The 22,265-nt window shown below is 70.7% G+C and carries 18 protein-coding genes; 14 read left to right on the top strand and 4 right to left on the bottom strand.

Annotated features, from left to right (window positions below; genetic code table 11):
• Position 1: 1 nt before the first annotated feature.
• The 9 genes from Aph01nite_RS24275 to Aph01nite_RS24235 all read left to right on the top strand — a co-directional run bounded on the left by Aph01nite_RS24275 (position 2) and on the right by Aph01nite_RS24235 (position 8,043).
• Positions 2 to 1,087: a uroporphyrinogen decarboxylase/cobalamine-independent methonine synthase family protein gene (locus tag Aph01nite_RS24275; RefSeq protein ID WP_204043276.1), complete on the top strand. Its 1,086-nt coding sequence runs from the start codon at positions 2 to 4 to the stop codon at positions 1,085 to 1,087.
• Positions 1,084 to 2,313 carry a methionine adenosyltransferase gene (gene metK, locus Aph01nite_RS24270; protein ID WP_204043275.1) on the top strand — a complete coding sequence of 410 codons (1,230 nt, stop codon included), beginning with the start codon at positions 1,084 to 1,086 and terminating at the stop codon, positions 2,311 to 2,313. Before Aph01nite_RS24275 ends, metK begins: the two co-directional genes overlap by 4 nt.
• A gap of 17 nt (positions 2,314 to 2,330) precedes the next feature.
• The gene (purU, locus tag Aph01nite_RS24265; protein ID WP_275419280.1) at positions 2,331 to 3,242 is read left to right on the top strand and encodes a formyltetrahydrofolate deformylase; all 912 of its coding nucleotides are present in this window, start codon (positions 2,331 to 2,333) and stop codon (positions 3,240 to 3,242) included.
• Between the two features lie 26 nt (positions 3,243 to 3,268).
• Positions 3,269 to 4,273, top strand: a complete 1,005-nt coding sequence (locus tag Aph01nite_RS24260) for a carbohydrate kinase family protein (RefSeq protein WP_204043274.1) — start codon at positions 3,269 to 3,271, stop codon at positions 4,271 to 4,273.
• A complete protein-coding gene (gene folD, locus Aph01nite_RS24255; RefSeq protein ID WP_204043273.1) occupies positions 4,270 to 5,103 on the top strand; it encodes a bifunctional methylenetetrahydrofolate dehydrogenase/methenyltetrahydrofolate cyclohydrolase FolD in 834 nt (277 codons plus the stop codon). Before Aph01nite_RS24260 ends, folD begins: the two co-directional genes overlap by 4 nt.
• A gap of 91 nt (positions 5,104 to 5,194) precedes the next feature.
• Complete coding sequence (locus tag Aph01nite_RS24250; RefSeq protein WP_204043272.1) at positions 5,195 to 5,767, top strand: carboxymuconolactone decarboxylase family protein; 573 nt, start codon at positions 5,195 to 5,197, stop codon at positions 5,765 to 5,767.
• Positions 5,768 to 5,879: 112 nt separating this feature from the next.
• Positions 5,880 to 6,209 (top strand): PadR family transcriptional regulator, encoded by a 330-nt coding sequence (locus Aph01nite_RS24245; protein ID WP_307836797.1) that lies wholly within the window; start codon positions 5,880 to 5,882, stop codon positions 6,207 to 6,209.
• The gene (locus Aph01nite_RS24240; protein WP_204043270.1) at positions 6,206 to 7,228 is read left to right on the top strand and encodes a permease prefix domain 1-containing protein; all 1,023 of its coding nucleotides are present in this window, start codon (positions 6,206 to 6,208) and stop codon (positions 7,226 to 7,228) included. Before Aph01nite_RS24245 ends, Aph01nite_RS24240 begins: the two co-directional genes overlap by 4 nt.
• Positions 7,229 to 7,311: 83 nt before the next feature.
• Positions 7,312 to 8,043 (top strand): SDR family oxidoreductase, encoded by a 732-nt coding sequence (locus Aph01nite_RS24235; RefSeq protein WP_204043269.1) that lies wholly within the window; start codon positions 7,312 to 7,314, stop codon positions 8,041 to 8,043.
• Positions 8,044 to 8,048: 5 nt separating this feature from the next.
• On the opposite strand, the gene Aph01nite_RS24230 is transcribed toward Aph01nite_RS24235, so the two are convergent.
• Positions 8,049 to 8,897 carry an LLM class flavin-dependent oxidoreductase gene (locus tag Aph01nite_RS24230; protein ID WP_373872318.1) on the bottom strand — a complete coding sequence of 283 codons (849 nt, stop codon included), beginning with the start codon at positions 8,895 to 8,897 and terminating at the stop codon, positions 8,049 to 8,051.
• A gap of 271 nt (positions 8,898 to 9,168) precedes the next feature.
• Between Aph01nite_RS24230 and Aph01nite_RS24225 the strand changes: the two genes are divergently transcribed.
• Positions 9,169 to 9,552, top strand: a complete 384-nt coding sequence (locus Aph01nite_RS24225) for a hypothetical protein (protein WP_204043267.1) — start codon at positions 9,169 to 9,171, stop codon at positions 9,550 to 9,552.
• Positions 9,553 to 9,657: 105 nt separating this feature from the next.
• On the opposite strand, the gene Aph01nite_RS24220 is transcribed toward Aph01nite_RS24225, so the two are convergent.
• Complete coding sequence (locus tag Aph01nite_RS24220; RefSeq protein ID WP_204043266.1) at positions 9,658 to 13,938, bottom strand: glycosyl hydrolase family 95 catalytic domain-containing protein; 4,281 nt, start codon at positions 13,936 to 13,938, stop codon at positions 9,658 to 9,660.
• A gap of 626 nt (positions 13,939 to 14,564) precedes the next feature.
• Here Aph01nite_RS24220 and Aph01nite_RS24215 point away from each other — a divergent pair.
• From Aph01nite_RS24215 to Aph01nite_RS24200, 4 genes are all read left to right on the top strand, one after another.
• Entirely contained in the window at positions 14,565 to 15,362 is a 798-nt protein-coding gene (locus Aph01nite_RS24215) for an alpha/beta fold hydrolase (RefSeq protein ID WP_204043265.1), read from the top strand.
• A gap of 49 nt (positions 15,363 to 15,411) precedes the next feature.
• On the top strand, positions 15,412 to 15,900 hold the full coding sequence (locus Aph01nite_RS24210; RefSeq protein ID WP_204043264.1) for a low molecular weight protein-tyrosine-phosphatase: 489 nt from the start codon (positions 15,412 to 15,414) through the stop codon (positions 15,898 to 15,900).
• A 7-nt stretch (positions 15,901 to 15,907) separates the two neighbouring features.
• The gene (locus tag Aph01nite_RS24205; protein WP_204043263.1) at positions 15,908 to 16,846 is read left to right on the top strand and encodes a hypothetical protein; all 939 of its coding nucleotides are present in this window, start codon (positions 15,908 to 15,910) and stop codon (positions 16,844 to 16,846) included.
• A gap of 433 nt (positions 16,847 to 17,279) precedes the next feature.
• Entirely contained in the window at positions 17,280 to 18,137 is an 858-nt protein-coding gene (locus Aph01nite_RS24200; protein WP_239161921.1) for a hypothetical protein, read from the top strand.
• A gap of 52 nt (positions 18,138 to 18,189) precedes the next feature.
• Here the strand turns inward: Aph01nite_RS24200 and Aph01nite_RS24195 are convergent, their stop codons facing one another.
• Positions 18,190 to 19,848, bottom strand: coding sequence for a hypothetical protein (locus Aph01nite_RS24195; RefSeq protein ID WP_204043261.1), 1,659 nt, complete (start codon positions 19,846 to 19,848; stop codon positions 18,190 to 18,192).
• The gene (locus tag Aph01nite_RS24190; RefSeq protein WP_204043260.1) at positions 19,841 to 22,243 is read right to left on the bottom strand and encodes a hypothetical protein; all 2,403 of its coding nucleotides are present in this window, start codon (positions 22,241 to 22,243) and stop codon (positions 19,841 to 19,843) included. Before Aph01nite_RS24190 ends, Aph01nite_RS24195 begins: the two co-directional genes overlap by 8 nt.
• Positions 22,244 to 22,265: the final 22 nt, after the last annotated feature.

Here is a 22,265-nt window from a genome sequence, read left to right as displayed (position 1 = left end):
CATGGCAACAGGAACCGCGAGAGGAACGGTTCGCGCCCGCGTGCCGGTGCTGCCCACGACGGTCGTCGGCTCCTACCCGGTGCCCGAGTGGATGGAACGGCTCAAGACCGACCACTCCCGGGGCCGGATGAGCTACAGCCAGCTCCAGGACGTGCACGACATGGCCATCAAGGCCGCGCTGCGCGACCAGGACCTGGCGGGCATCGACATCGTCTCCGACGGCGAGCTGCGCCGGGACAACGACATCGACTACACGCTGGCCCGCATGCCCGGCATCGAGATCCCGGACCCGGTCAAGGACTTCTACTTCGACTACCACGAGGCGAGGGTCGCCGCCCTGCCCGCGCCGACGGGTCCCTCGCCGCTCGGCCTGGCCGCCGACTACGCGTTCACCTCCGGCCAGACCGCCGCGCCGATCAAGTTCTCCTTCACCGGCCCGTTCTCGCTCGCCTGCCGGGTACACGAACGCGGCCCGGTGAGCCGGCGGGACCTGGTCATGGCGATGGCCGCCGTACTCAACGCCGAGGCCCGCGCGCTGGCCGAGCAGGGCGCGGAGCTGCTCCAGATCGACGAGCCGTTCCTGGCCGGCCACACCGGCCAGATCGGGCTGGCCGTCGACGCCGTCAACGTGGTCACCGCCGGCGTGGACGTCACCTGGGCGCTGCACGTCTGCTACGGCAACCGGTACGCCCGCCCGTCCTGGGAGGGCCACTACGACTTCCTGTTCCCCGAGGTCCTGGACGCCGACATCGACCAGCTGGTCCTGGAGTTCGCCCGCAAGGGCGACGACGACCTCACCATCATCGAGAAGTTCGGCTGGCGCGGCGACCTGGGGCTCGGCGTCGTGGACGTCAAGACCTCCGGCGTCGAGCCGCCCGAGCTCATCGCGACCCGCATCCGCCGCGCCCTGCGGCACGTCCCGGCCGAACGGCTGATGATCAACCCCGACTGCGGGCTGCGCAACGTCACCGGCGCGACCGCCCGGGCGAAGCTGGCCGCCATGGTCCGCGGCACCCGCATCGTCCGGGACGAACTGACCGCTTCCACGGAAACCACCGAGGCGATCCTCGAAGGAGTAACGTCATGAAGAAGAACGACTTCCTGTTCACGTCCGAGTCGGTCACCGAAGGCCACCCGGACAAGATCGCCGACGCGATCTCCGACGCCGTCCTGGACGCCGCGCTGACCGCCGACCCGTACTCCCGGGTGGCCTGCGAGACCATGATCACGACTGGCATGGTGGTGCTCGCCGGTGAGATCACCACGCCCGAGCAGCTGGACTACACGCGCATCGTCCGCGACACGGTCACCCGCATCGGCTACGACGACGGCGCGTACGGCTTCGACGGCCACCACTGCGCCGTCCTGGTCGCGCTGGACAAGCAGTCCCCCGACATCGCCCAGGGCGTCGACCGGGCCCACGAGCACCGTGAGGGCCTGTCCGACGACGCGTTCGACCGGGTCGGCGCGGGCGACCAGGGCATGATGTTCGGCTACGCCTGCGACGACACGCCCGAGCTGATGCCGATGCCGATCACGCTCGCCCACCGCCTGTCCCGCCGGCTGGCGTTCGTGCGCACCAGCGGCGCGGCCGGCTACCTGCGGCCGGACGGCAAGACGCAGGTCACCATCCGCTACCGCGACGGCGTCCCGGCCGGCATCGAACGCGTGCTCCTCTCCACCCAGCACGCCGAGGAGGCGACCGCCGCCCAGATCCGCGAGGACATGTGGCGCACCGTCGTCGCCCCCGTCCTCCCCGAGGGCCTGTACGACCCCGACGAGCTGCACCGCGGCCTCCTCGTCAACCCGACGGGGCGTTTCGTCATCGGCGGCCCCGTGGGCGACGCCGGCCTCACCGGCCGCAAGATCATCATCGACACGTACGGCGGGTTCGCCCGGCACGGCGGGGGCGCGTTCTCCGGCAAGGACCCGTCCAAGGTCGACCGCTCGGCCGCGTACGCCGCCCGCCACGTCGCCAAGAACGTCGTCGCCGCCGGTCTCGCGCGCCGGGCCGAGGTGCAGGTCGCGTACGCGATCGGGGTGGCCAGGCCGGTCTCCCTGCTGATCGACACGTTCGGGACCGAGCGCGTGGACCCCGCGCTGATCGAAAAGCTCGTCACGGACTGCTTCGACCTGCGTCCCGCCGCGTTCCGCAGCTACCTCGACCTGCACCGGCCCATCTACGGGGCGACCTCCGCGTACGGACACTTCGGCCGTACCGACGTGGACCTGCCCTGGGAGCGTACCGACCGGGCCGGCGAGCTGCGGGCGGCCGCCGGGCTGAGCGCCGACGCCACGCCCTCGATGGTCTGAACCGGAGGGAAGACATCGTGTCGATCGCCCTCACCGCGCAACCCGTCGCGGCCTCCCCCGCCGAACCGGCCGCTCCGGACGAGATCGGGCGCCTGGTCGTCTCGTGCCCGGACGGGCCCGGCATCGTGGCCCTCATCAGCTCCTTCCTCTACCGGCAGGGCGCCAACATCCTCCAGTCGGACCAGTTCTCCACCGGCTCCCGCGGCGGCCGGTTCATGCTGCGCACCGAGTTCCAGCTGGGCCGGGTGCGGGAACGCCTGCCCGAGCTGGAGCGGCAGTTCGAGTTCGAGGTGGCGCGCCGCCTGCGGGCCACCTTCCGGGTACGGGCGGCGGCGACGCCCGCCCGCGTCGCGATCTTCGTGTCCCGGCACGACCACTGCCTGCTCGACCTGCTGTGGCGGCAGCGGCGCGGCGAACTGCCGATCGAGGTCGTCACGGTCATCTCCAACCACGCCGACCTGGAGCGGGACGTCGCCGGATTCGGCACGCCCTTCCTGCACATCCCGGTCAACCCGGCGATGAAGGCGGAGGCCGAGCTGGCCCAGCTGGACGCCGTCGCGGGCAAGGTCGATCTGGTGGTGCTGGCCCGGTACATGCAGATCCTGTCCGCGGACTTCCTGGACGACGTGGGCGTACCGGTGATCAACATTCACCATTCGTTCCTGCCGGCGTTCGCGGGGGCCGGCCCGTACGAGCGGGCGAAGGCGCGCGGGGTCAAGCTCATCGGCGCGACCGCGCACTACGCCACCGAGGACCTCGACGAGGGGCCGATCATCGAGCAGGACGTCGTACGCGTGTCCCACAAGACCGGCATCCGCGACCTGATCCGCAGGGGCGCGGACATCGAGCGGTCCGTGCTCGCCCGCGCGGTCGACTGGCACTGCGCCGACCGCGTGTTCGTCGACGGCTCCACCACCGTCGTCTTCTGACCGCTGTACGCCCAGGAGGCACAGACATGGCCATCGGCCCCATCGCGGTCACCGGTTCGATCGCGACCGACCATCTCACCCACTTCCCCGGCCGGTTCAGCGAGCACCTGATCGCCGAGCGGCTCGACCGGGTCTCGCTCAGCTTCCTCGTGGACGACCTGGAGATCCGGCGTGGCGGCGTCGCCGCCAACATCGCCTTCTCGCTGGGCGTCCTCGGCAAGAACCCCGTGCTCGCGGGGGCCGTGGGCGCCGACTTCGCCGACTACCGCTCCTGGCTGGAACGGCACGGCGTGGACTGCGGCGGCGTGCTGACCGTCGCCGGCGCGCACACCCCGCGCTTCAGCTGCATGACCGACGACGACCAGTGCCAGATCGCCTCGTTCTACCCGGGCGCGATGGCCGCCTCGCGTTCCATCGACCTGGCGCCGGTCATCGAGTCCCGGGGCGTCGCCCTGGTGCTCGTCGGGGCCAGCGACCCGGAGGCCATGCTGGCCCACACCGCCCAGGCCCGCCGGCTGGGCGTGGCGGTCGCCGCCGACCCGTCGCAGCAGCTGCCCCGGCTGGACCGCGACGACTGCCGGGCCCTGGTGGACGGGGCGAGGTACCTGTTCACCAACGAGTACGAGTGGGAGCTGCTCGTCCGCCGTACCGGGTGGTCCGAGCGCGAGGTCACCGAACGGGTGGGGCTGCGGATCACCACGCTCGGCGACAAGGGCGCGCTGCTCGCCGGGCGGGACGGCGCCGAGATCCGGGTGGACGCCGTGCCGGCGCGGGAGATCCTCGACCCGACCGGCGTGGGCGACGCCTTCCGGGCCGGATTCCTCGCCGGGATCGACGACGGGCTCCCCGTCGAGCAGGCGGCCCAGCTGGCCTCGCTGATCGCCACCGCCGTACTGGAGAGCGTCGGCAGCCAGGAGTGGACGCTCACCGCCCTCGACGCCGCCGAGCGACTCTCCGACGCGTACGGCCCCGCGGCCGCCGCGGCGATCGCGCCCTCGCTGCGTGCGGTCTTCGGCGAGGTGCCCGCATGACGGCGGCGATCCTGGACGGCCGGCTCCTCGCCGAGAAGGTCGTGGCGCGCGCGACGGGCGACATCGCCGCCCTCGGCCGCGCGCCGGGCCTCGCCACCGTGCTCGTCGGCGACGACCCCGCCTCCGCCCTCTACGTACGCAACAAGCGGCGGCAGTGCGTCGCGGTGGGCATCCGCGACCTGCACCGCAGGTTCGACGCGGACGTCACCCAGGACGAGCTCGCCGAGGCGATCCGCGCGCTCGGCGACGATCCCGGCGTCACCGGCATCCTGCTCCAGTTACCGCTGCCACCGCATCTGGACGCCGACGCGCTGCTGGCGCTCATCCCGCCGGACAAGGACGTGGACGGCCTGACCGAGACCAGCGCCGGACGGCTCGCCCTCGGCCGTCCGGGGCTGCGTCCCTGCACCCCGCTCGGCGTCCTCGAACTCCTGGACGCCCACGGGGCCACGCTGTCCGGCGCCGAGGCCGTCGTCGTCGGCCGCTCCTCCCTGGTCGGCAAACCGATGGCGCAGCTGCTGCTGGGCCGCGACGCCACGGTGACCGTCTGCCACTCGCGTACGCGCGACCTCGCGGCGGTCTGCCGGCGCGCGGACGTCCTCGTCGTCGCGGCCGGCATCCGCGGGCTGGTCGCCGCCGACGCGGTGAAGCCCGGCGCGACCGTCATCGACGTCGGCATCCACCGCACCCCCGGCGGCCTGCGCGGCGACGTCGACTTCCCCGCCGTCAGCGCGGTCGCCGGCGCGATCACGCCCGTGCCCGGCGGCGTCGGCCCGATGACCATCGCCATGCTCCTCGCCAACACGGTCACCGCCGCCCGCACCCTCTAGTTCTTGCTCTGTACGGCCGGAATCGTTGACGCGGCACGGACGATCCCGAATCCTGCGTCCGGAGTGTTCGCGACCCGAGGGAGACAAGCCCATGCCGCACATCGCGCTGCTGTCCGACGAACCGGGAATCCGGGGACTTTTCACGTTCCGTCCGGAGACGGCCCGGCCGTTGAACGAGCTGGTCGAAGCCCTGTTGCGCGCGGACAACACCCTCACGCGCGGCGAGCGTGAGCTGATCGCGGCGTACGTGTCGGCGCTCAACGAATGCCGCTACTGCTACTCCTCCCACGCGGCGTACGCGGCGGCCCAGCTCGACGGCGGCATGGACCTCGTCGAACAGGTCCGCGACGACCTCGGCGCCGCCCCCATCTCCCCCAAACTGCGCGCCCTGCTGAACATCGCGGCAGCCGTCCAGCAGGGCGGCCTCCGCGTCACCGGCCAGCTCGTCTCGGCCGCCCGCGACACGGGCGCCACCGACGTCGAAATCCACGACACCGTCCTCATCGCGGCCGCGTTCTGCATGTACAACCGGTACGTCGACGGCCTCGGCACCTTCGCCCCGGACGACCCCGCCTCCTACGCCACCCGAGCCAAGCGCATCGTCTCCGACGGCTACCTCGCCCTCCTGTCCGAATCCCAGCGCAACGCCGGCACCCAGGCCTGAGCCACGCCGCCGGGCCCCCGCGACGCATGTCGCGGGGGCCCGGTCGCGTTTTCCCGAGGCGTACATCATTGTGCGTCTTGCAATAGTGTGTGACGCACACTAATGTGTGGTCATGCCGGAGCTGTACGCACTGCACCAACAGGAACTGCGGCGGGGGACCATCGTCCTGGCCTGCCTGCTCATCCTGAAGAAGCCCAACTACGGATACGCCCTGCTGGGCCAGCTCGACCGGTCCGGGTTCGCCGTCGACGCCGACACCCTCTACCCGCTGCTGCGCCGCCTGGAAAAGCAGGAACTGCTCACCAGCGACTGGAACACCGAGGAATCCCGGCCCCGCAAGTTCTACCGGACCAGCGATCAAGGCGCCGCGCTCGCCGACACCCTGAGCCGCGACTGGGAAGAGCTGAACGCCGCCTTTCACGCCTTGAAGGAGGAATCATGACCGCCACCACCCTCACCGATCGTTACGTCGACCTCACCCTGCGCCGCTTACCCGCCAGGCAGCGCCCGGACATCGAACGAGAGCTGCGCGCCTCGATCGCGGACGCCATCGACGACCGCACCGACGCCGGAAGCGACCCCGCCGAGGCGGAGCACGCGGTGCTCACCGAGCTCGGCGACCCGGCGCGGCTGGCCGCCGGCTACGCCGACCGCCCCCTGCACCTCATCGGCCCCGGCCTGTATCTCGACTACATCCGGCTTGTGGTGGCCATCCTGGTGATCGTCGTGCCCGCCACCGCGGGAGCCACCGGATTCCTCGGCATCCTGCGCGGTGAGAGCGCCGGATCGGTGATCGCGGGGACGCTCGGCACGGCGGTCACCACGGCCGTCCACATCGTCTTCTGGACCACGCTGCTGTTCGCCGTCATCGAACGGACCGCCAGCCTGCGAACCGTACCGGCCCGGCAGTGGACGCCCGACGCGCTCCCGCAGCCGCCCAGCCGCCGCGCCCGCCACGGCACGGTGATCGCCGAGAGCGTGGTGGCGGTCCTGTTCACCACGTTCGTCCTGCTCTCCCCGGTCGTCAGCACCCAGACCGACGCCGCCGGCGACCCCGTCGGCATCCTCTCGCCCTGGCTGTGGGAGACCGGTGTGGTGTACGTGTTCCTCGGCCTCGCGCTCGCCGGCCTCGGCGTCACCGTCGCCAAGAGCTACCTCCGCTGGAGCGTCCCCGTCGCGGTCGCCGCCGTCCTGCTCAGCGTCGCCGGCACCACCCTCCTGATCTGGATCGCGGCCGGCGACCGGCTGCTCAACCCCGCCTTCACGGACGCGGCCGGATGGAACTCCGACGTGGCCTACTGGACCAACGCGGGCCTCATCATCGCCGCCGTGCTCACGGTCGTCCACGCCGTCGTCGAAACGGCCGCCGGCTTCGCGGCCCGGTCCTGGGTGACCCCCAGCTGGAAGTCAATGATCCACACCATCGTCGATGGGGTCTCGCTCCGAACTTCTCGCCGCTGACGTGCAAGCACCCCTCGCAGCCGGTCAAACCGATCCCTTTTCGCCGCATATCCCTTGTTGCGGCCCTTCCCCAAGGAGCGCTCATGAACACAGTCGCACTGATCACCGGAGCGGCCAGCGGTATCGGAGCCGCGGTAGCCCGGCGCCTGTCGGCGAACGGAGTCGCCTGCGTCCTGGTCGATCGCGACGGCGAAGGCGTCGAGCGGATCGCCCAGGAGGTGCGCGGCGTGCCGGTGGCGGGTGACGTCAGTTCACCGGAGACCTCGCTGCGGGCCGTCGCGCTCGCGCAGGAACGGTACGGCCGCCTCGACCTCGTCCATCTCAACGCCGGGACCAACGGCGGCCTCGACATGTCGGCCTTCGACGCCGAGCGGTACCGGACCGTGATGGGCGTCAACGTCGACGCCGTCGTCTACGGCGTGGCGGCCGCCCTCCCCCTGCTCAAGAACTCCGGTGGCGGCTCGATCGTGGTCACCTCCTCTCTGGCCGGCCTCGTCGGCTTCGGCATCGACCCGATCTACTCCATGAGCAAACACGCCACAGTCGGCCTGGTACGGGCCCTGGCCGAGCCGCTCTCCCGGGACGGAGTCAGGATCGGCGCCGTCTGCCCGGGCTTCACCGACACCCCGCTGGTCGCGCCCGTCAAGGACATGATGGTCCAGGCGGGCATCCCGATGCTGACAGCCGAGGACGTCGCGTCCGCCGTGGAAGCGGCCCTGTACGCCGACACCTCGGGCACGACCCTGGTCGTCCAGCCCGGAATGGCCCCGACGCCCTACCAGCACGCCGCCCTCCCCGCCCCCGCGGCCGGGTGACCCGCTCAAGGCGTTCGCCGTGCGCCCGCGATCTGTTCCAGAACTCGAAGGTCGGCGGCGAACCTCCCCTCCGGCAGAGGCCAATGCACCACGATGTCCGTGATGCCGAGCTCCTCGTAGCGACCGGCATAGTCGTCGAACGCCTGCACCGAGGCCAGCGGCCGTTCATCGGTCACCCCCGACAGCAGCAGCCGGTCAAGTCCCCCCGGATCGCGGCCGATCTCCGCACACGCCTCGCCGAGCAGGGCCGACTGACGCCGTACTGCAGCCTCCGCCGTCCCCGTACGGCGGTACCGATTGCCCAAAGTCACCCACGTCCGCGCATGACGGGCGGCCACCCGCATTCCCAGCGGGCCTCCGGCGGCGATCGCGAACGGCGGCCGCGGCCCGCCCACCAGGGTCCGCGTCGTCGACCAGGTGTGACCTTGCCGACTGACCGGCTCGTCAGCGAAGGCCAGATCGAGCAGGTCCACCCATTCGGCGAAACGCCGGGCGCGTTCACGTGAATCCGGCGGAGCCGCACCCAGCACCCCCAGGTCGTCCACGTCGCTACCCGCACCCAGACCCACCGTCAGCCGGCCACCGGATATGTCGTCGACCGTCTTGAGAGCATGCGCGGCCGGGACGGGATGCCGGAAGTTCGGCGTGGTCACCAACGGCCCCAAACCGACCCTCGAAGTGACCGCAGCGGCCGCGGCCAGCACCGCGTACGCGTCGAACCACGGCCGGACACCACGCCACTCGACATGGTCATACACCCACGCGTGCGAGAACCCCCACTCCTCCACACGACGCCACACCTCAACCCCCGCCGACCACACCTCGCCACCCCAGACCAACACGCCAACCCGCACACCCATCTCCTCATGAAACCCCACTCGACCCGGCGTGTGTAGCGGGAAGAAACTGATGGACGATGGACTTATCCAGAAACGCTGAAACCTGAAGCGGTTCAGGCCTTGATGGCTTGGCAGACCCTACACGCCTGGGGGATCCATGAGGACGACAATAGAGAACTCGCGTTATCGCGTAGTCATTGAACAGGATCGACTATCAGCCAGATTCGATTCGACTGACTCCCTCACTTCCGCTCAACCACGGGAGCCGCTTGATTCAATCACAACCGTGAGGGCTCTTGTGGAGCTGAAACGGTTCTTCGGCACGGGACCATACGCGCTGGTCGGCGGCGAGTTCATCCCTGATCGAGGTGGCTTCCTCAATGTCGAACTACATGTGTCCGCAGATATCGGAGCAGATTTGCAAGCCCCGGCGACAAGGGCCGGCCTGCCAATGGAATTCGCCAGGCCGCTCCTTTCTGGCCTACTGGAGCAACCGTCGGAATTCGATGTTCCAGCAGGTGTTCTCCGTATAGACCGCGGCGTCTATAGCGAAATCTCTTCTTCGCCGCGAATCTTCCAGACCACAGGCCGGCTGTTTCGCGCCGTACTCGGCGCCATGGCACGGGGCGCGGAGGTCGAATCGGTCGTCCACCAGAAGCTGAAGGAATAGACCGCCGGGACGGCGGGCGAGGGTTCGCCGGGGCGGACATGCGGCAGGCCCCCGCGACGTGAGTCGCGGGGGCCTGGGTTTGCTTGGGGCTTATGCCCCCTTATGTCAGCCCTCTGGGGTGTTTTCGGCGATCAGGGCCTGGGCGTCGCGGAGGAGCAGCGCCTTGACCTGGGCGTCGGAGACGATCTTCGGGTCGTTGACCGCCTCGATGAACCTGTTGAGCTTCTTGACGATCTTCTTCTTGTCGCGTTCGCGGCCCTTGTCCTCCGAGACCATGACCTTGGAGATGTCGTCCTGGAGCTTGAAGGCGCCGGTCGCGGAGAGCTTCCCGGCGGCCTCGAAGCGGGTGATCAGGGCGGAGATGTCGTCGGTCGAGGTCCAGACGGAGAACTTCACCGTCTGCACCGTCTGCTTGCCGGCGTTGTTGACGGCCGTGACGACGAGCGTGTGCTCGCCCAGGGCCAGCTGGTGGAGCGGCTGGACCGTGCCCTGCTGGAACGGCTGGCCGTCCAGGGTGCCGGTGACCGTCTTCACGCCGGAGCCCGCGTCGACGACGTCCCAGCCGATGGCCAGGTCGAGGCTGTCGCCGTACTCGGTGCCGTCGGCGACGCCGGTGACGAGGACGGTGGGCGCGCTGTCGTCGATCTTGACCGTGACGGCCTTGATCTCCTCGGCGTTGCCGGCCTTGTCGGTCGAGCGGTAGCGCAGCTCGTGCTCGCCCTCGCCGGTGATGCTCACCGTCGTGGTGTACGGCGTCCAGGCGGCGCCGTCCAGCGAGTACTCGGTGCCCGCCACACCGGACGTGGCGTCCGTCGCGGTGAGGACCACGGGCACGCTGCCGTTGTGCCAGCCGGTGTCCCCGGCCGGGGCGGCGTCCGCGGTGGTGACCGGCGCGGTCGCGTCCACCTTGACCGCGAGGGTCTTGGCGGTCTCGACGTTGCCGGCCTTGTCGGTGGAGCGGTAGGCCAGCGTGTGCGGGCCGTCGCCGGTGATGGCGACCGAGTCCGCGTACGCGGTCCAGGCGCCGCCGTCGAGCTGGAACTCGCTGCGGTCGTACCCGCTGCCCTGCGCCTCGTCGACGCCGGTCAGCGTGGCCAGCACCGGGCCGGTGAACCAGCCGCCGGCCGGCGGGGACGGGGTGGTCGTCGCGGCCGTGACCGGCGGGAACTTGTCGGCCGACACCTTCCAGGTGCGGATCTCGTCGGCGGACAGCTTCTTGGCGATGATGACGGCGCGGTCCACGGCGCCGGTCATGCGCTGGCCGCCGCCCTGGTCGGCGGCGAACCGGAGCGACCGGGAGGTGCAGCCGGTGATGCCGTCGGAGGTGACCTGCGCGGTGGCCCGCTGCACGCCGTCCCAGTAGGCGGTGACCAGGCCGGTGCGGTCCAGGGTGACGACCACGTCGACCCAGCGGCCGGTCGGCAGGGTGGTGTTCAGGGTGACGCCCGCGCCCGCGCCGATGAACCGCAGCTGGTTGCTGGGGGTCACGTCGATGAGGACGCCGTCGTTGCCGGGGTTGCCGGACGGCTGGGAGTCGAACAGACGGCGGTACCCGCTGCCGCCGATCTTCACCTCGGCCGCGAAGGTGGCCTCGGGCAGGTATCCGAGCAGGGTGTTGCCGGTGACCATGTAGGTGTTGCCGGTGAGCGTCAGCCCGCTGCCGGTCGGCGCGGTGGTGTCGTAGGCGGCGGCGCCGCCCGCGACGGTGGCGTTGCGGTTGTTGCCCGAGTAGTCGAGCACGGTGGAGCCCGAGGTCGGGTCCCACGCGACCACCACGGATCCGGGCGCGGGGCTCGCGCACGGGACCAGGGCGAGCACGGCCGTGGCCGAGCCCGTCCAGCCCTCACCGGTCACCTTGGCGGCGAGCTGCGCCTGGCGCGTCCCGTCGGCCGGTCCCGGCGTGACGGTGAACTTCACCGTACGGGGCGAACCGGGCGCGGCCTCCGGCACGTGCGCGGAAGCCGGGGCGACGGTCCAGCCCGCGGGCGCGGTCAGGGTCACGTCGGAGGCCGGCACCGTGCGGTCGCGCAGGGCGGTCACGGTGACCTCCGCCTCGAACGGCACAGAGGGCGAGGCCGAGGCCGGCGCCTTCATGGTGACGGCGGACTCGTTCTCGATCGTGTACGCCTTGCCCGCCTGCGCCGTCCACGTCAGGGTGTCGCCGTCGCGCTGCGCCGTGACGGTGTCGCCCTGCTCGTCGTACAGGCGGTAGTGGCCGAGGACGATGGACGACTTGACCTTGATCGGGCCGGTCTTGCCGGGCCGGATGGTGGCCGTGTCGGGGGCGCCGTTCTTCCAGGCGGCGTCCACGGTCACGTCACCGCGGGCGCGCAGGCCCGTCACCGAGCCGTCCTTCCAGGTGCTGGGCAGCGCGGGCAGGATGTGCACCACGTCGTGCTGGCTCTGCAGCAGCATCTCGGCGATGCCGGAGGTGGCGCCGAAGTTGCCGTCGATCTGGAACGGCGGGTGGGTGTCCCACAGGTTGTCCAGCGTGGAGGACTTGAGCTGCTCGGCGAGGAGCTTCTGGGCGCGGTCGCCGTCCAGCAGGCGAGCCCAGAAGTTGATCTTCCAGGCCTTGGACCAGCCGGTGCCGCCGTCGCCGCGCGCGTTCAGGGAGATCTTGGCGGCGTCGCCCGCCGGGGTGCCCGCGGTGATCTGGTTGCCCGGGTGCAGCCCGAACAGGTGGGAGACGTGCCGGTGGGTGTCGGACGGGGAGTCCCAGTCCGTCTTCCACTCCTGGAGCTGGCCCCAGGAGCCGATCCGGATGCCCGGGTCGAGCTTGCTCAGCGTCTCGGTCACCTCGGCCTGGAACTCGGGGTCCACATCCAGCTTCTTGGCCGAGGCCAGCGCGTTGGTGAGGACCTCGCGGACGATCTGCTGCGACATGGAGGCGCCGGCCGAGAACTGGCCGTTCTCCGGGGAGAAGCTGGGCGAGACGACCAGCTTGCCGTCGCGGGGGTCGGTGTGCAGGAAGTCCAGCCAGAACTCCGCCGCGCCCTTGACCACCGGGTAGACGGTGTCACGCAGGTAGTCGACGTCGCCGGTGAAGCGGTAGGTGTCGTACATGTGCTGGGTCGTCCAGGCCGCGGCCTCGGGGAACCAGAACGAGGCCGGGTAGTTGTGCAGGCCGGTGAAACCGTACGGGTTGGTCTCGTTGTTGACGACCCAGCCGCGGGCGCCGTACATGTCCTGCGCGGTCTTGGTCCCGGGGGCGACCATCGCGGAGATGTACTTGTCGTACGGCTTGGTGGTCTCGTGCAGGTTGGTCTGCTCGGCCAGCCAGTAGTTCATCTGCAGGTTGATGTTGACGTGGTAGTCGGCGTCCCACGGCGGGTTCGTGACGTTGTTCCACACGCCCTGCAGGTTGGCGGGCAGGATGTCGTTCTCGCGGGAGGACGAGATCAGCAGGTAGCGGCCGTACGCGAAGAACATCGCCTCGAGGGCGCGGTCCTGGGTGGAGGAGCCGCCCGTGTAGTTGGCGCGCAGCTGGTTGGTGGGAACCGTCGGCGTGGTGCCGCCGAGGTCCAGCTTGACCCGGTCGAACAGCTTCTTGTAGTCGGCGACGTGGGCCGCCTTCAGCTGGTCGTAGGTCTTGGCCGCGGCGCCGTCCACCGCGCCGGTGACGGCCGCGTGCGGGTCGGCGCCCCGGTAGGCCGGGTACGACCCGGCGTAGTCGGTCCCCGCCGAGAGCACGAACACCGCGCTGTCGGCGCCGTTCACCGTGATCCGGTCGCCGGCGTCGACCCGGGTGCCGCCCTGGGTGAGGACCTGGACCTGGGCCTCGAAGTTCATCTTGTTGCCGCTCAGCTGGCCCCGGATGGTGAGGCGGCCGTTGGCGGCGGTGACGGTCTTGTCGTTGCGCGGCGAGGTGTGCCGCAGCGTGAAGGAGACCTTGCCGGCCTGGTCGGCGGAGAGCCGGCCGACGATCACGTTGCCGGGGTTGCTGGCGAAGTATTCGCGGGAGTACGTCACACCGTCGGCGGTGTAGCCGACCTTGGCCACGGCGTCGCGCAGGCTCAGCTCACGGCGGTAGCCGGTGGAGCTCTGCGGCGCGTTGGGGATGTCCAGGAACAGGTCGCCAAAAGTCTGGTACGAGCCGAATCCGGTCTTGCCCTGCCCCAGCTTGGCGGCCACGGCGTCCGGCGTCATCCTGCCGTCACGGTCGAGCTGCGCCTGGACTTCGGCGATGGCGCCGGGACGCGGCGTCCGCCAGTTGCCGAAGTCGTACCCGGACGTGCCGGGGCCACCGGTCCACAGGGTCTTCTCGTTGAACTGGATCTGCTCGCTGGCCAGTCCACCGAAGATCTTGGCCCCCAGTGGCCCGTTGCCGATCGGCAGCGCCTGGGTCTCCCAGTTGGTCGCGGGGGTGTCGTACCACAAGGTCAAGTCATCGGGTGTCTGCACTGCGTTGGCTGCCACAGCGGGGTCTGCCTGCGCCTGGACCGGCACAGTTAACCCGACAGCCAGGGTTAACGCGGCGACAAGGGAGATCCCTAGTCTTCGTCGCGGAGAGATGATCACAGATTCCTCCGATCACATGGGGGGTCCGAAATAAGGAAATAGCACCGAAACCTGCCCGCAACAAGACTCATGGTCCGATGTTCTCCCACTCGTGATCAGATCCCAGCGATCTCCTCCCGGCCCTCGTCTCGACCCGCGAGATCCGCCCGCCGCAGCTCACCATCCCTTTGCGAGACCATCCGAGCGGGCGCCAGCCCTCCACGACCTCGGCGGCTCAGAACTTTGCTCTGCACGTATGTGATCAGACCGAGGACAAACATCCGATGTGTCCGGAGTGGGTCGGGATGGCCAGGCCCCCTCCAGCGATCTGTGACATACACCCAAAATCCTACGTTTTAATCCTGTTTGACTTATTTGCGTAGTTTTCCGAGGCATGATGGGCGCATGCGATATGGCTTGATCATCTAATGGGCCGTCATCGGAGGGGGAAACCCATGAAGGCTTCACATTCCCGACGAAGACGGCAGGTCATCACACCACTGGCCCTTTCGATGATCGCCACGGCAGGGACGGCGAGCGCCCACGCGGCCACCGCCGCAAGCAGCCCGTTCCCCTGCCAGCCAACGGGCGCCGACAAGCCCACGATCATCCTGGTCCACGGCGCGTGGACCGGCACGTCAAGCTGGAACGAGGAGGTGAACACGCTTCAGGAGGCCGGGTACGTGGCCCGGGCCGTACCGAATCCGCTGCGGAACCTGACGACCGACTCCGCGGCCGTGGCGGGCTATCTGAAGACCATCTCGGGCCCGATCGTGCTCGTCGGGCACTCCTACGGCGGCTCGGTGATCACGAACGCGGCCTCGGACAACCCCAACGTCAAGGCCCTGGTGTACGTGGACGCCGCCGCGCCCGACGTCGGGGAGACGACCGGGCAGCTCAACGGCTCCGGATCCGTGCTCAACAGGAACCCCGCCACTCTGTACTACGACGTCACCTATCCGGGCGCCCCGCAGGGAGTGAAGGACCTCTACCTCAAACAGGACGTCTTCGAGCGTTCGTTCGCCTCCGACCAGCCGCCCAACGTCGCGAGGCGGCTGTGGGCGTCCCAGCGCCCGGTCTCGAACAGCGCGTTCACGTCGCCGTCCAGAACGGCCGCGTGGAAGAAGATCCCGTCCTGGTTCTTCATCAGCAGCGAGGACCAGATCATCACGCCGGCGTCGAAGCTGGCGATGGCGCAACGGGCCCACGCGAAGATCACACAGTTCGACGGGGGGTCCCATCTGACGTTGATCTCGCATCCCGAAGCGGTGACCGAGGTGATCGGTTCCGCGGTCTGCGCCGTCCGGTAGGGGGACCGGCCGTCCCGGGCGGCCGTGGGCGTGCAGCACACTGGATCACATGGTCTATCGGGTCACCTTCGTCTGCACGGGCAACATCTGCCGCTCTCCCATGGCCGAGCACATCGTCCGGCGGCGGTTCGCGGACGCGGGGCTGGACGCCGAGGTGGACAGCTCCGGCACGGGCGGCTGGCACGAGGGCGACCCGGCCGACAGCCGTACGGTGGCGGTCCTGCGCCGGGCCGGCTACACCTCGGCGCACCGGGCCCGCCAGTTCCTCCCGGCCTGGTTCGACCGGTACGACCTGGTCGTCGCCCTCGACCGGGGACACCACCGCGCCCTGCGCGCGATGGCGGCGACCGAGCGGGACCGGGCGAAGGTGCGCCTGCTGCGCGAGTTCGACCCTGACGCGGACTCGCTGGACGTGCCCGACCCCTACTACGGCGGCAACGCCGGTTTCGATCTCGTACGGGCCCAGATCGAGGCGGCCGTACCCGGCCTGATCGCGGAGATCCGCGCCCACCGCGCCAGCGACCCGCTGCCCGGCTGACACGATCGTGGAGACCGCGGACGCGGAGGAGCTGGCCTCGGCGGACCGGGCCGACGGCGGCTGGGTCCGGCGGCATCTGACCGCGCTGGTCGCCGTCGGCATCGTCGGCGTGATCCTGGCGGCCGGGTGGATCCCCCGGCTCGGCGGGTCCGAGCCCGTGCCCACGCCGGCTCCGGCCCCGGAGGTGGACCTGGCGGACGGGATCGCGGGCGAGGTTCCGGGCATGTCTCCCCTGCCGGAGGACTGGCCGGTTCAGGACCGTTTCGCCGTCCAGATGTGCACGAAGAGCACGCTCACCGTCCCGGCCTGCGGCGGCAGGGAATCGGTGCTCGAGGACGCCGACGCGATCCTGGCCCAGGCGAGGAAGCTGCGGGTCTCCCGGCTCGGCTATGTCGACGGGAAGGTCCTGAGCCGGCGGCGGCTGGAGGCGGTGGGGGCCGACAGCCTGCCCGTGACGGAGCCCGTCCCGGAGGGGGACGAGAAGTACTTCACGGGCTCGGTCCCCCGCGCCTCGGCCCTGGATGCCGTGATCAGGAAATTTTCCGGCATGTCCGGCGTGGCCAGGGTGATTCGCGTCCCCGTGGACTTCTGGGAGGAGCACGCCGACATCCGCGTCGAACTCTGCGGCAGGCAGGGCTGCCCCGGGCGCGGACCGGCCACGGAGGAGGAGCGGAGCGCCATCCTCGCCCGCGTCGAAACGCTGCTGTCCGCGGAGGCCGTCTACGTCGAGGACACGGCCCACCTCAGGAAGACCTTCGCGGCCATGTACGCGGGCGACGCCGAGCGGCGGTTCGCCGCCAGGGAGCCCTACGGCGACTCCGTCTACGTGAAACTGTCGAACTTCAGCCCAGGGGACGCAATCCGGCTATTGGGCAAACCAGAAGGCATGCGAGGCGCCGCGACCGTTCGCCCGCATTTCCCTGACTGGCGGAACGAATTCCGGTAACTCGAATTATCGATCGCCCGGTCCGATCAAAATCTATGTTTTCGCCTACAGGCCCATGACCATAAATGCGGCCACCGGACCGAGCGCCAGTCGAGCGCATTTAATATGACTTCAGGGTGGATGTCAACGAACGGCACGAACCACCGCCCGCCTGACCGGATCCCCGCTGCATGCTGGTGTGACATCGCCCCTTGACGCCGGGAAACTTTCATCGACAAGCGGCTTGCTCCAATTTTCAACGATCTCACAGCGCGTTTATGCCTATTGTTAAATCACCAATCCCAACGGTCCGAATTTCGAGCGTGAAAAAAGTTTCGAGCGATATTGCAAAACCACCCGCCGCGGCACACACTCGGCGGAAAAGGACGTCCGCCTAGATTTTGGAGCCGCAATGAACCGAGCCGTAACCGGAATTCATGGGCGTAGAAAATCAGTGATCCGGCGCCTCGCATCCTCCGCCGTCGCGGTGCTCGCGGTGGCGTTCCTCTGCGTGCCGCCCGCGAGCGCCCTCGCGCTGCCGACGCCGAAGGATCTGACCGCGTTCCTCGACCTGGAATGCTTCAGGACCACCCCGTACCAGCCGCCGGCCACCACGCTCACGCTGCGGCACATCAACCCGGTGCTCGCCAACCTGCCGATCGAGACCGTCACTCTCGGCCCGCGTGAGCAGCTGTGCGTCCCGGTCGCCAAGAACAACCAGCTCCCGCCGTCGCCGGCGCTGGACTTCATCAGGTTCATCGACCTGGCCTGCTACCGGATCTCCGGCACGACGGTGAACACCGGGCTCGTGCTCAGCCACCTGAACCCGCTGTTCCAGACCCTGCCGCGTACGCAGATCTCCATGAACACCCCGCAGCAGCTGTGCGTGCCGGTCATCAAGAACAACCTGGTCCCGCCGGCCGAGGTGCTGTCGGTCGTCCGGCACATCGACCTGAAGTGCTACGGCATCACCCCCAACCAACCGCTGAACCAGCAGGTGGCCCTGCGCCAGCTGAACCCGGTCCTGACCCAGGCGATCCCCACGCATCCCGCGCAGGTCCTCTACGCCCGCCAGCTGTGCGTGCCGGTGCAGAAGGCCGGCGACAACATCCCCGCCGCGACGTTCAACCTGGTCCGGTGGATCGACCTGGAGAAGTTCGACATCGTCACTCCGGCCCTGCCCACGGTCACCCTGACCCTGCGGCACATCAACCCCGTGCTCGCCGGCCTCCCGGCCGAGCAGGCCGTCCTCGCCGGCGCCCCCCAGCTCGCCCTGCCGGTCGCCAAGAACGGCCTCTTCCCGCCCGGCTGATCCCCTGAACCGGAGCCCTTCCACCAGCGCCGGTGGAAGGGCTCCGCCGCTCTCATGGCCCGGTCAGGAGGACGTCGAAGCGGAGGCCGGAGGAGCCTTCGCCTGAGCCGGCGAGTTTGGCGCGGGCCCGCCAGAGGATCACGTCGGCGCCGCCGGTGGTCAGCCGGTCTTCGAGAATGAGGCGGACGCCCTCGCGGGGCACCTCCTCGTCGGCGATGACGGTGTCGGAGTCGTGGGGGACGAGGTGTCCCTGGACGCCCGCGTCGGAGACGCCGGCCGCGCCGTCGGGGAGCCCGGCCAGGGCGAGGAGCGGGCGGCCGTCGGCGCCGGTCGTGGCGACGAGCGGATACCAGTAGTCCGGGACGGGCGTGCCCAGCCGGTACGCGGGCGCGCCGGTGGCCGCCTGCGCCGGATGGAAGGACGGGTCCTGCGGCGGGCGCAGCGTCAGGTGGCGGCGGTAGCGGTCGACCGGTTCGCCGTCGCGGTCGCGGGTGGTGCGTTCGACCAGCCAGGCGAGGTTGGCCAGTTCGTCGCGGAGGAGCAGGACGTCCTCGATCGGCTCGCCGTGCAGGCGTTTCGGGGTCGGCGGGACGAACATGCGCAGGCCCGCGCCCGGTTCGGGGTCGTCGTCCTGGCTGGAGAGTTCCCACAGCCGGAACGGGCCGCTCCCCCGGTCCACCGCGGCGACCGCCGAAACCGGGGTCGCGCCGCCGAAGTTGTCGGTGACCACGAGGGTCTCGATCGTGCAGGCACCGGGCGGCACCGTGAGCGGGATGACGAACCAGTCGTTGGCGTACCGGTGGGCGAAGGTGACCAGGACGGCGTGGGCGGGGTCGGTGGCGGTGAGGGTGTCGAGGTTCACGGCGCCGTCCTCGAACTCCCAGAAGCGGGCGCGAGGCATTCCGGGATAGGTGACCGGGGTGGGCCGTACCAGCGTGGGGAGTGGTGTCGTGCCGGTGCCCGTGGCCGGGTCGAAGGCCGCCCGGTCGAAGGTGTGCCATTCGACGCCGGTGCCGTCGTACTCGTCGGCTCGCAGGTCGACGGAGGCGGCGGGCAGTCGCGCGGAAAGGCCGAACCGGTACTCCAGGCGTTGGGGGTCCCAGGCCGCGGGCTGGGTCGCCGCCGGTCCCGTGACGGGTGCGACCTGGCCGGCGATCCAGGCGAGCCAGGAGCGGCACGCCTTCTCGACGCCGGGGGTCAACTCCGCCGCCAGCCCTTGGATCGGGGGCAGCGAGCCCTGGCCGTCTCCGTGTTCGCCGAGTTCCGGCAGCAGGGCCGCCCGTAGGGTGCGCGGGTCGGGGACGCGGGCGGCGAACGGGCGGATGCGCTCCCCCGGCGTGTCCGGGGTGAACGGGAAGGCGGTCGTCAGCGCTTCGCGGGCCGCCACCACGCCCTCGTCGCGCAGGCGGCGGACCAGTTCTGTGGCCAGGGCGGCCAGGCGCCGGGCGTCGAGATCGTCCAGCGCCGGCGGTGGCTCGGCCTCGATCCAGGCTTCCAGCGGGACGGGGGCCAGGCCGTCCGGGCCGGTCAGGGGCGCGGTCGCGGCGGCGAGCGCGACCGCGACCGGGGAGCCGGCGTCGTCGGCGGTGAAGCCGCCGGTCTGCCACTGCCGGGCGAGCAGCCACATCGGGTCGCGCACGGGAGCGGCGACCGCGTCCCTGCGGTCGATCGCGGACGTCGCCGTGGACGCCGGGCGCAGCACCTCAGCCATCGAGCACCTCCACGCCGCGCAGCCGAGCGTTTTCGGCCGGGGTCGCCCGGTCCTTGGCCAGTTCGAGAGTCGAGGTGACGACCTCCAGCAGCGTGTCCAGGTCCCAGGTTCCAGAGGACGGATCGGGATGCACCGCGACGAGCACGGCCTGCGGCGGTCCGGCGTCCGGCTGGTCGTAGTGGAACGCCACGCCGGTGTCGTGTTCGAGCGCGGGAACCGCCTGCGTCCAGGTGTCCAGGACCAGGCCGCTGACGGATTCCGGCACCTCTCCCTCGTACGCGGCGAGGACCACGAGGGAGACCGTCCCCGCGGCCGGGCGGGGAACGCCGCCGGCCCAGGCGTCGGGGTCCGTCGCGGGCAGCTGGGTCACGCGAGGTCGGAGCACAGCGCCGGCACCGAGCACCTCGGCGACGTCGAACGCCGCCAGCACCGCCTCGACCGGCGGCCGAACCCGGGCATGCCGGAACAACCAGTCCCGCACCGCGGCGGGCTCGCTCCCCGCCAGCCGCTCCCCCACCGGCCCGAGATCGCGTACGGCTTCCGCCCACCGAGGACCCGGCACGTCCAGCGGCATCGGAACCCGCGAACCGGCCAGCTCCTCCGCTCTACGCCGGGCCCGCGTCAGGGACAGCTCGGGATCGCCGGGATCGACCGCGAACGGCGTACCGGTCCGGCGGGGCCGCAGACGGGCGGCGGCCGAGCGGGCCAGACTCGCCAGCAGCGCGGCATCCTGCGGGATCGTGGCCGACCCGGGATCGAGGGGTGGGACGGCTTCGGCGACTCCGGCGGTCGCGGCTTCGAGCAGTAGCGTGGTGAGTTGTTCGGGGTCGGCGGTGTCCGCTGCCGCGTCGAGGGCGTCCGTCAGGTTGTCGATCCACGTCTCGACGTCGCGTACCCGCGCGGCGACGGCCTCCACGGCGGCCGTGGCGGGCGGGGGCATGTCGGAGGCGGCGGGATGGGCGAGGTCGGTCGCGTCCAGCGCTCGGGCTGATCCGAGCAGTCGGCCGGCGGCACGTGCGGCCGCCACCAGGTCGGCCAGGGTGGCGCCGTCACTGACCGGCTCGATCGCGTCCCAAGCAGCGCCCACCACACCGTCCGAACGATGCACCAGGGAGGGAGCGCCGTCACCGACCGGCCCGGCCGCGTCCCAAGCAGCGCCCACCACACCGTCCAAACGACGCACCAGGGAGGGAGCGCCGTCACCGACCGGCCCGGTTACGTCCCAAGCAGCGCCCACCACACCGTCCGAACGATGCACCAGGGAGGGGGTGCCGTCACCGACCGGCCCGGTTACGGCCCCAGCGATGCCGGTGGTTCCGGCCGTGCCCGGCGACGCCGACGGCTGGGTCCCGATCAGCGACCTGGCCGCGGCGGCCGCGGTCCAGGCGATGCGGAACGCCAGTTCCGCGGGGTCGGCGGCCACACGGATCCAGCCGAGCGGGTCGAGCCCGAGCGAGGACAGGCGCAGGTCCACCGCGTCCTGGGTGCCGTCGGCGTGCGCGAACCGGACCCGGACTCCGACATCGGCCGGGTCGGGCAGCAGGTCCGCGGCCCAGCGGGCGGTCGCCGGGTCCAGCCGGGCCGCGGGGCCGGGCCGGGGCGCGGTCCACGCCGGAGGGCCGGCCGCGTCGGTGAGCGCGATCACCCGGTGTGTCACGTCGTAGCCCGGTCTGGGGGTTGTCACGACGTCGAACTCGTCCGGGACCTGGCCCTGGCCGGTGACTGCGAGCGAGCCGCCCGCGCGGACCGGGTTGCCCTGGACGAGCTGGTGCAGGCTCTCGGCGACGAGGAGGTCGGCGACGGCGTCCACCTGCTCGTCGAGGCCGCCGAGGACGGTGAGCAGCCGCGCGTACTCGCCGTCGGGGCCGTCCACGACCGGCAGCGCCAGTTCGGGGTCGATGACGTCCTCGGGGCGGGCCGGGAAGGGAATCGTGGTGTGGTCCCAGGTGGGCGGGGTGGTCGCGGTGGCCGTACGGTAGCGGTCGCGGAGCGCGAGGCCGTCGACGGTGGCGGTCAGGGAGGCCGACACGGACGCTTCGCGGAGCAGTTCGGCGAGTGCCCGGCTGAGGGCGAGCGTCGCCTGGTCGAGCGCCGTCTCGGCGTCCACGACCTCGACGGCCTCGTAGCGGCGGGCGGCCGTGTCGGCGGCGTCGAAGGCCTCTCTGGCCTGCTCGGCGGCGGCCCGGGCGGCGTCCCTGGCCGCGCGGGCGGCCTCGCGGTCGTGTCGCCACACGAGCACGTCCAGGGCGTTCAGCAGGCCGTTCAGCCGTATCGCCTCCCGCCGTGCCGCGCCCAGCGCGTCGGACGCGTCGGCGACGCGCCTGCTCCACGCCGCCACCGCCTCGGTGGCGGCGGGGTCGACTATCGAGCCGCGTCCGTCCTGCCGCAACGCCATGGGCTGGCCTCCGTCACGTCGA

The organism is Acrocarpospora phusangensis (assembly GCF_016862995.1).
Lineage (GTDB): Bacteria > Actinomycetota > Actinomycetes > Streptosporangiales > Streptosporangiaceae > Acrocarpospora > Acrocarpospora phusangensis.
Note: the sequence above shows the minus strand (reverse complement) of the source record. Positions and strands in the feature narration are given on the sequence as shown.

Excerpts from the sequence above, each read along its gene's own strand:
- Aph01nite_RS24275 (WP_204043276.1), top strand. The coding sequence starts at position 2 with ATGGCAACAGGAACCGCGAGAGGAACGGTTCGCGCCCGCGTGCCGGTG.
- metK (WP_204043275.1), top strand. The coding sequence starts at position 1,084 with ATGAAGAAGAACGACTTCCTGTTCACGTCCGAGTCGGTCACCGAAGGC.
- Aph01nite_RS24260 (WP_204043274.1), top strand. The coding sequence starts at position 3,269 with ATGGCCATCGGCCCCATCGCGGTCACCGGTTCGATCGCGACCGACCAT.
- folD (WP_204043273.1), top strand. The coding sequence starts at position 4,270 with ATGACGGCGGCGATCCTGGACGGCCGGCTCCTCGCCGAGAAGGTCGTG.
- Aph01nite_RS24250 (WP_204043272.1), top strand. The coding sequence starts at position 5,195 with ATGCCGCACATCGCGCTGCTGTCCGACGAACCGGGAATCCGGGGACTT.
- Aph01nite_RS24245 (WP_307836797.1), top strand. The coding sequence starts at position 5,880 with ATGCCGGAGCTGTACGCACTGCACCAACAGGAACTGCGGCGGGGGACC.
- Aph01nite_RS24240 (WP_204043270.1), top strand. The coding sequence starts at position 6,206 with ATGACCGCCACCACCCTCACCGATCGTTACGTCGACCTCACCCTGCGC.
- Aph01nite_RS24235 (WP_204043269.1), top strand. The coding sequence starts at position 7,312 with ATGAACACAGTCGCACTGATCACCGGAGCGGCCAGCGGTATCGGAGCC.
- Aph01nite_RS24215 (WP_204043265.1), top strand. The coding sequence starts at position 14,565 with ATGATCGCCACGGCAGGGACGGCGAGCGCCCACGCGGCCACCGCCGCA.
- Aph01nite_RS24210 (WP_204043264.1), top strand. The coding sequence starts at position 15,412 with ATGGTCTATCGGGTCACCTTCGTCTGCACGGGCAACATCTGCCGCTCT.
- Aph01nite_RS24195 (WP_204043261.1), bottom strand. The coding sequence starts at position 19,848 with ATGGCTGAGGTGCTGCGCCCGGCGTCCACGGCGACGTCCGCGATCGAC.
- Aph01nite_RS24190 (WP_204043260.1), bottom strand. The coding sequence starts at position 22,243 with ATGGCGTTGCGGCAGGACGGACGCGGCTCGATAGTCGACCCCGCCGCC.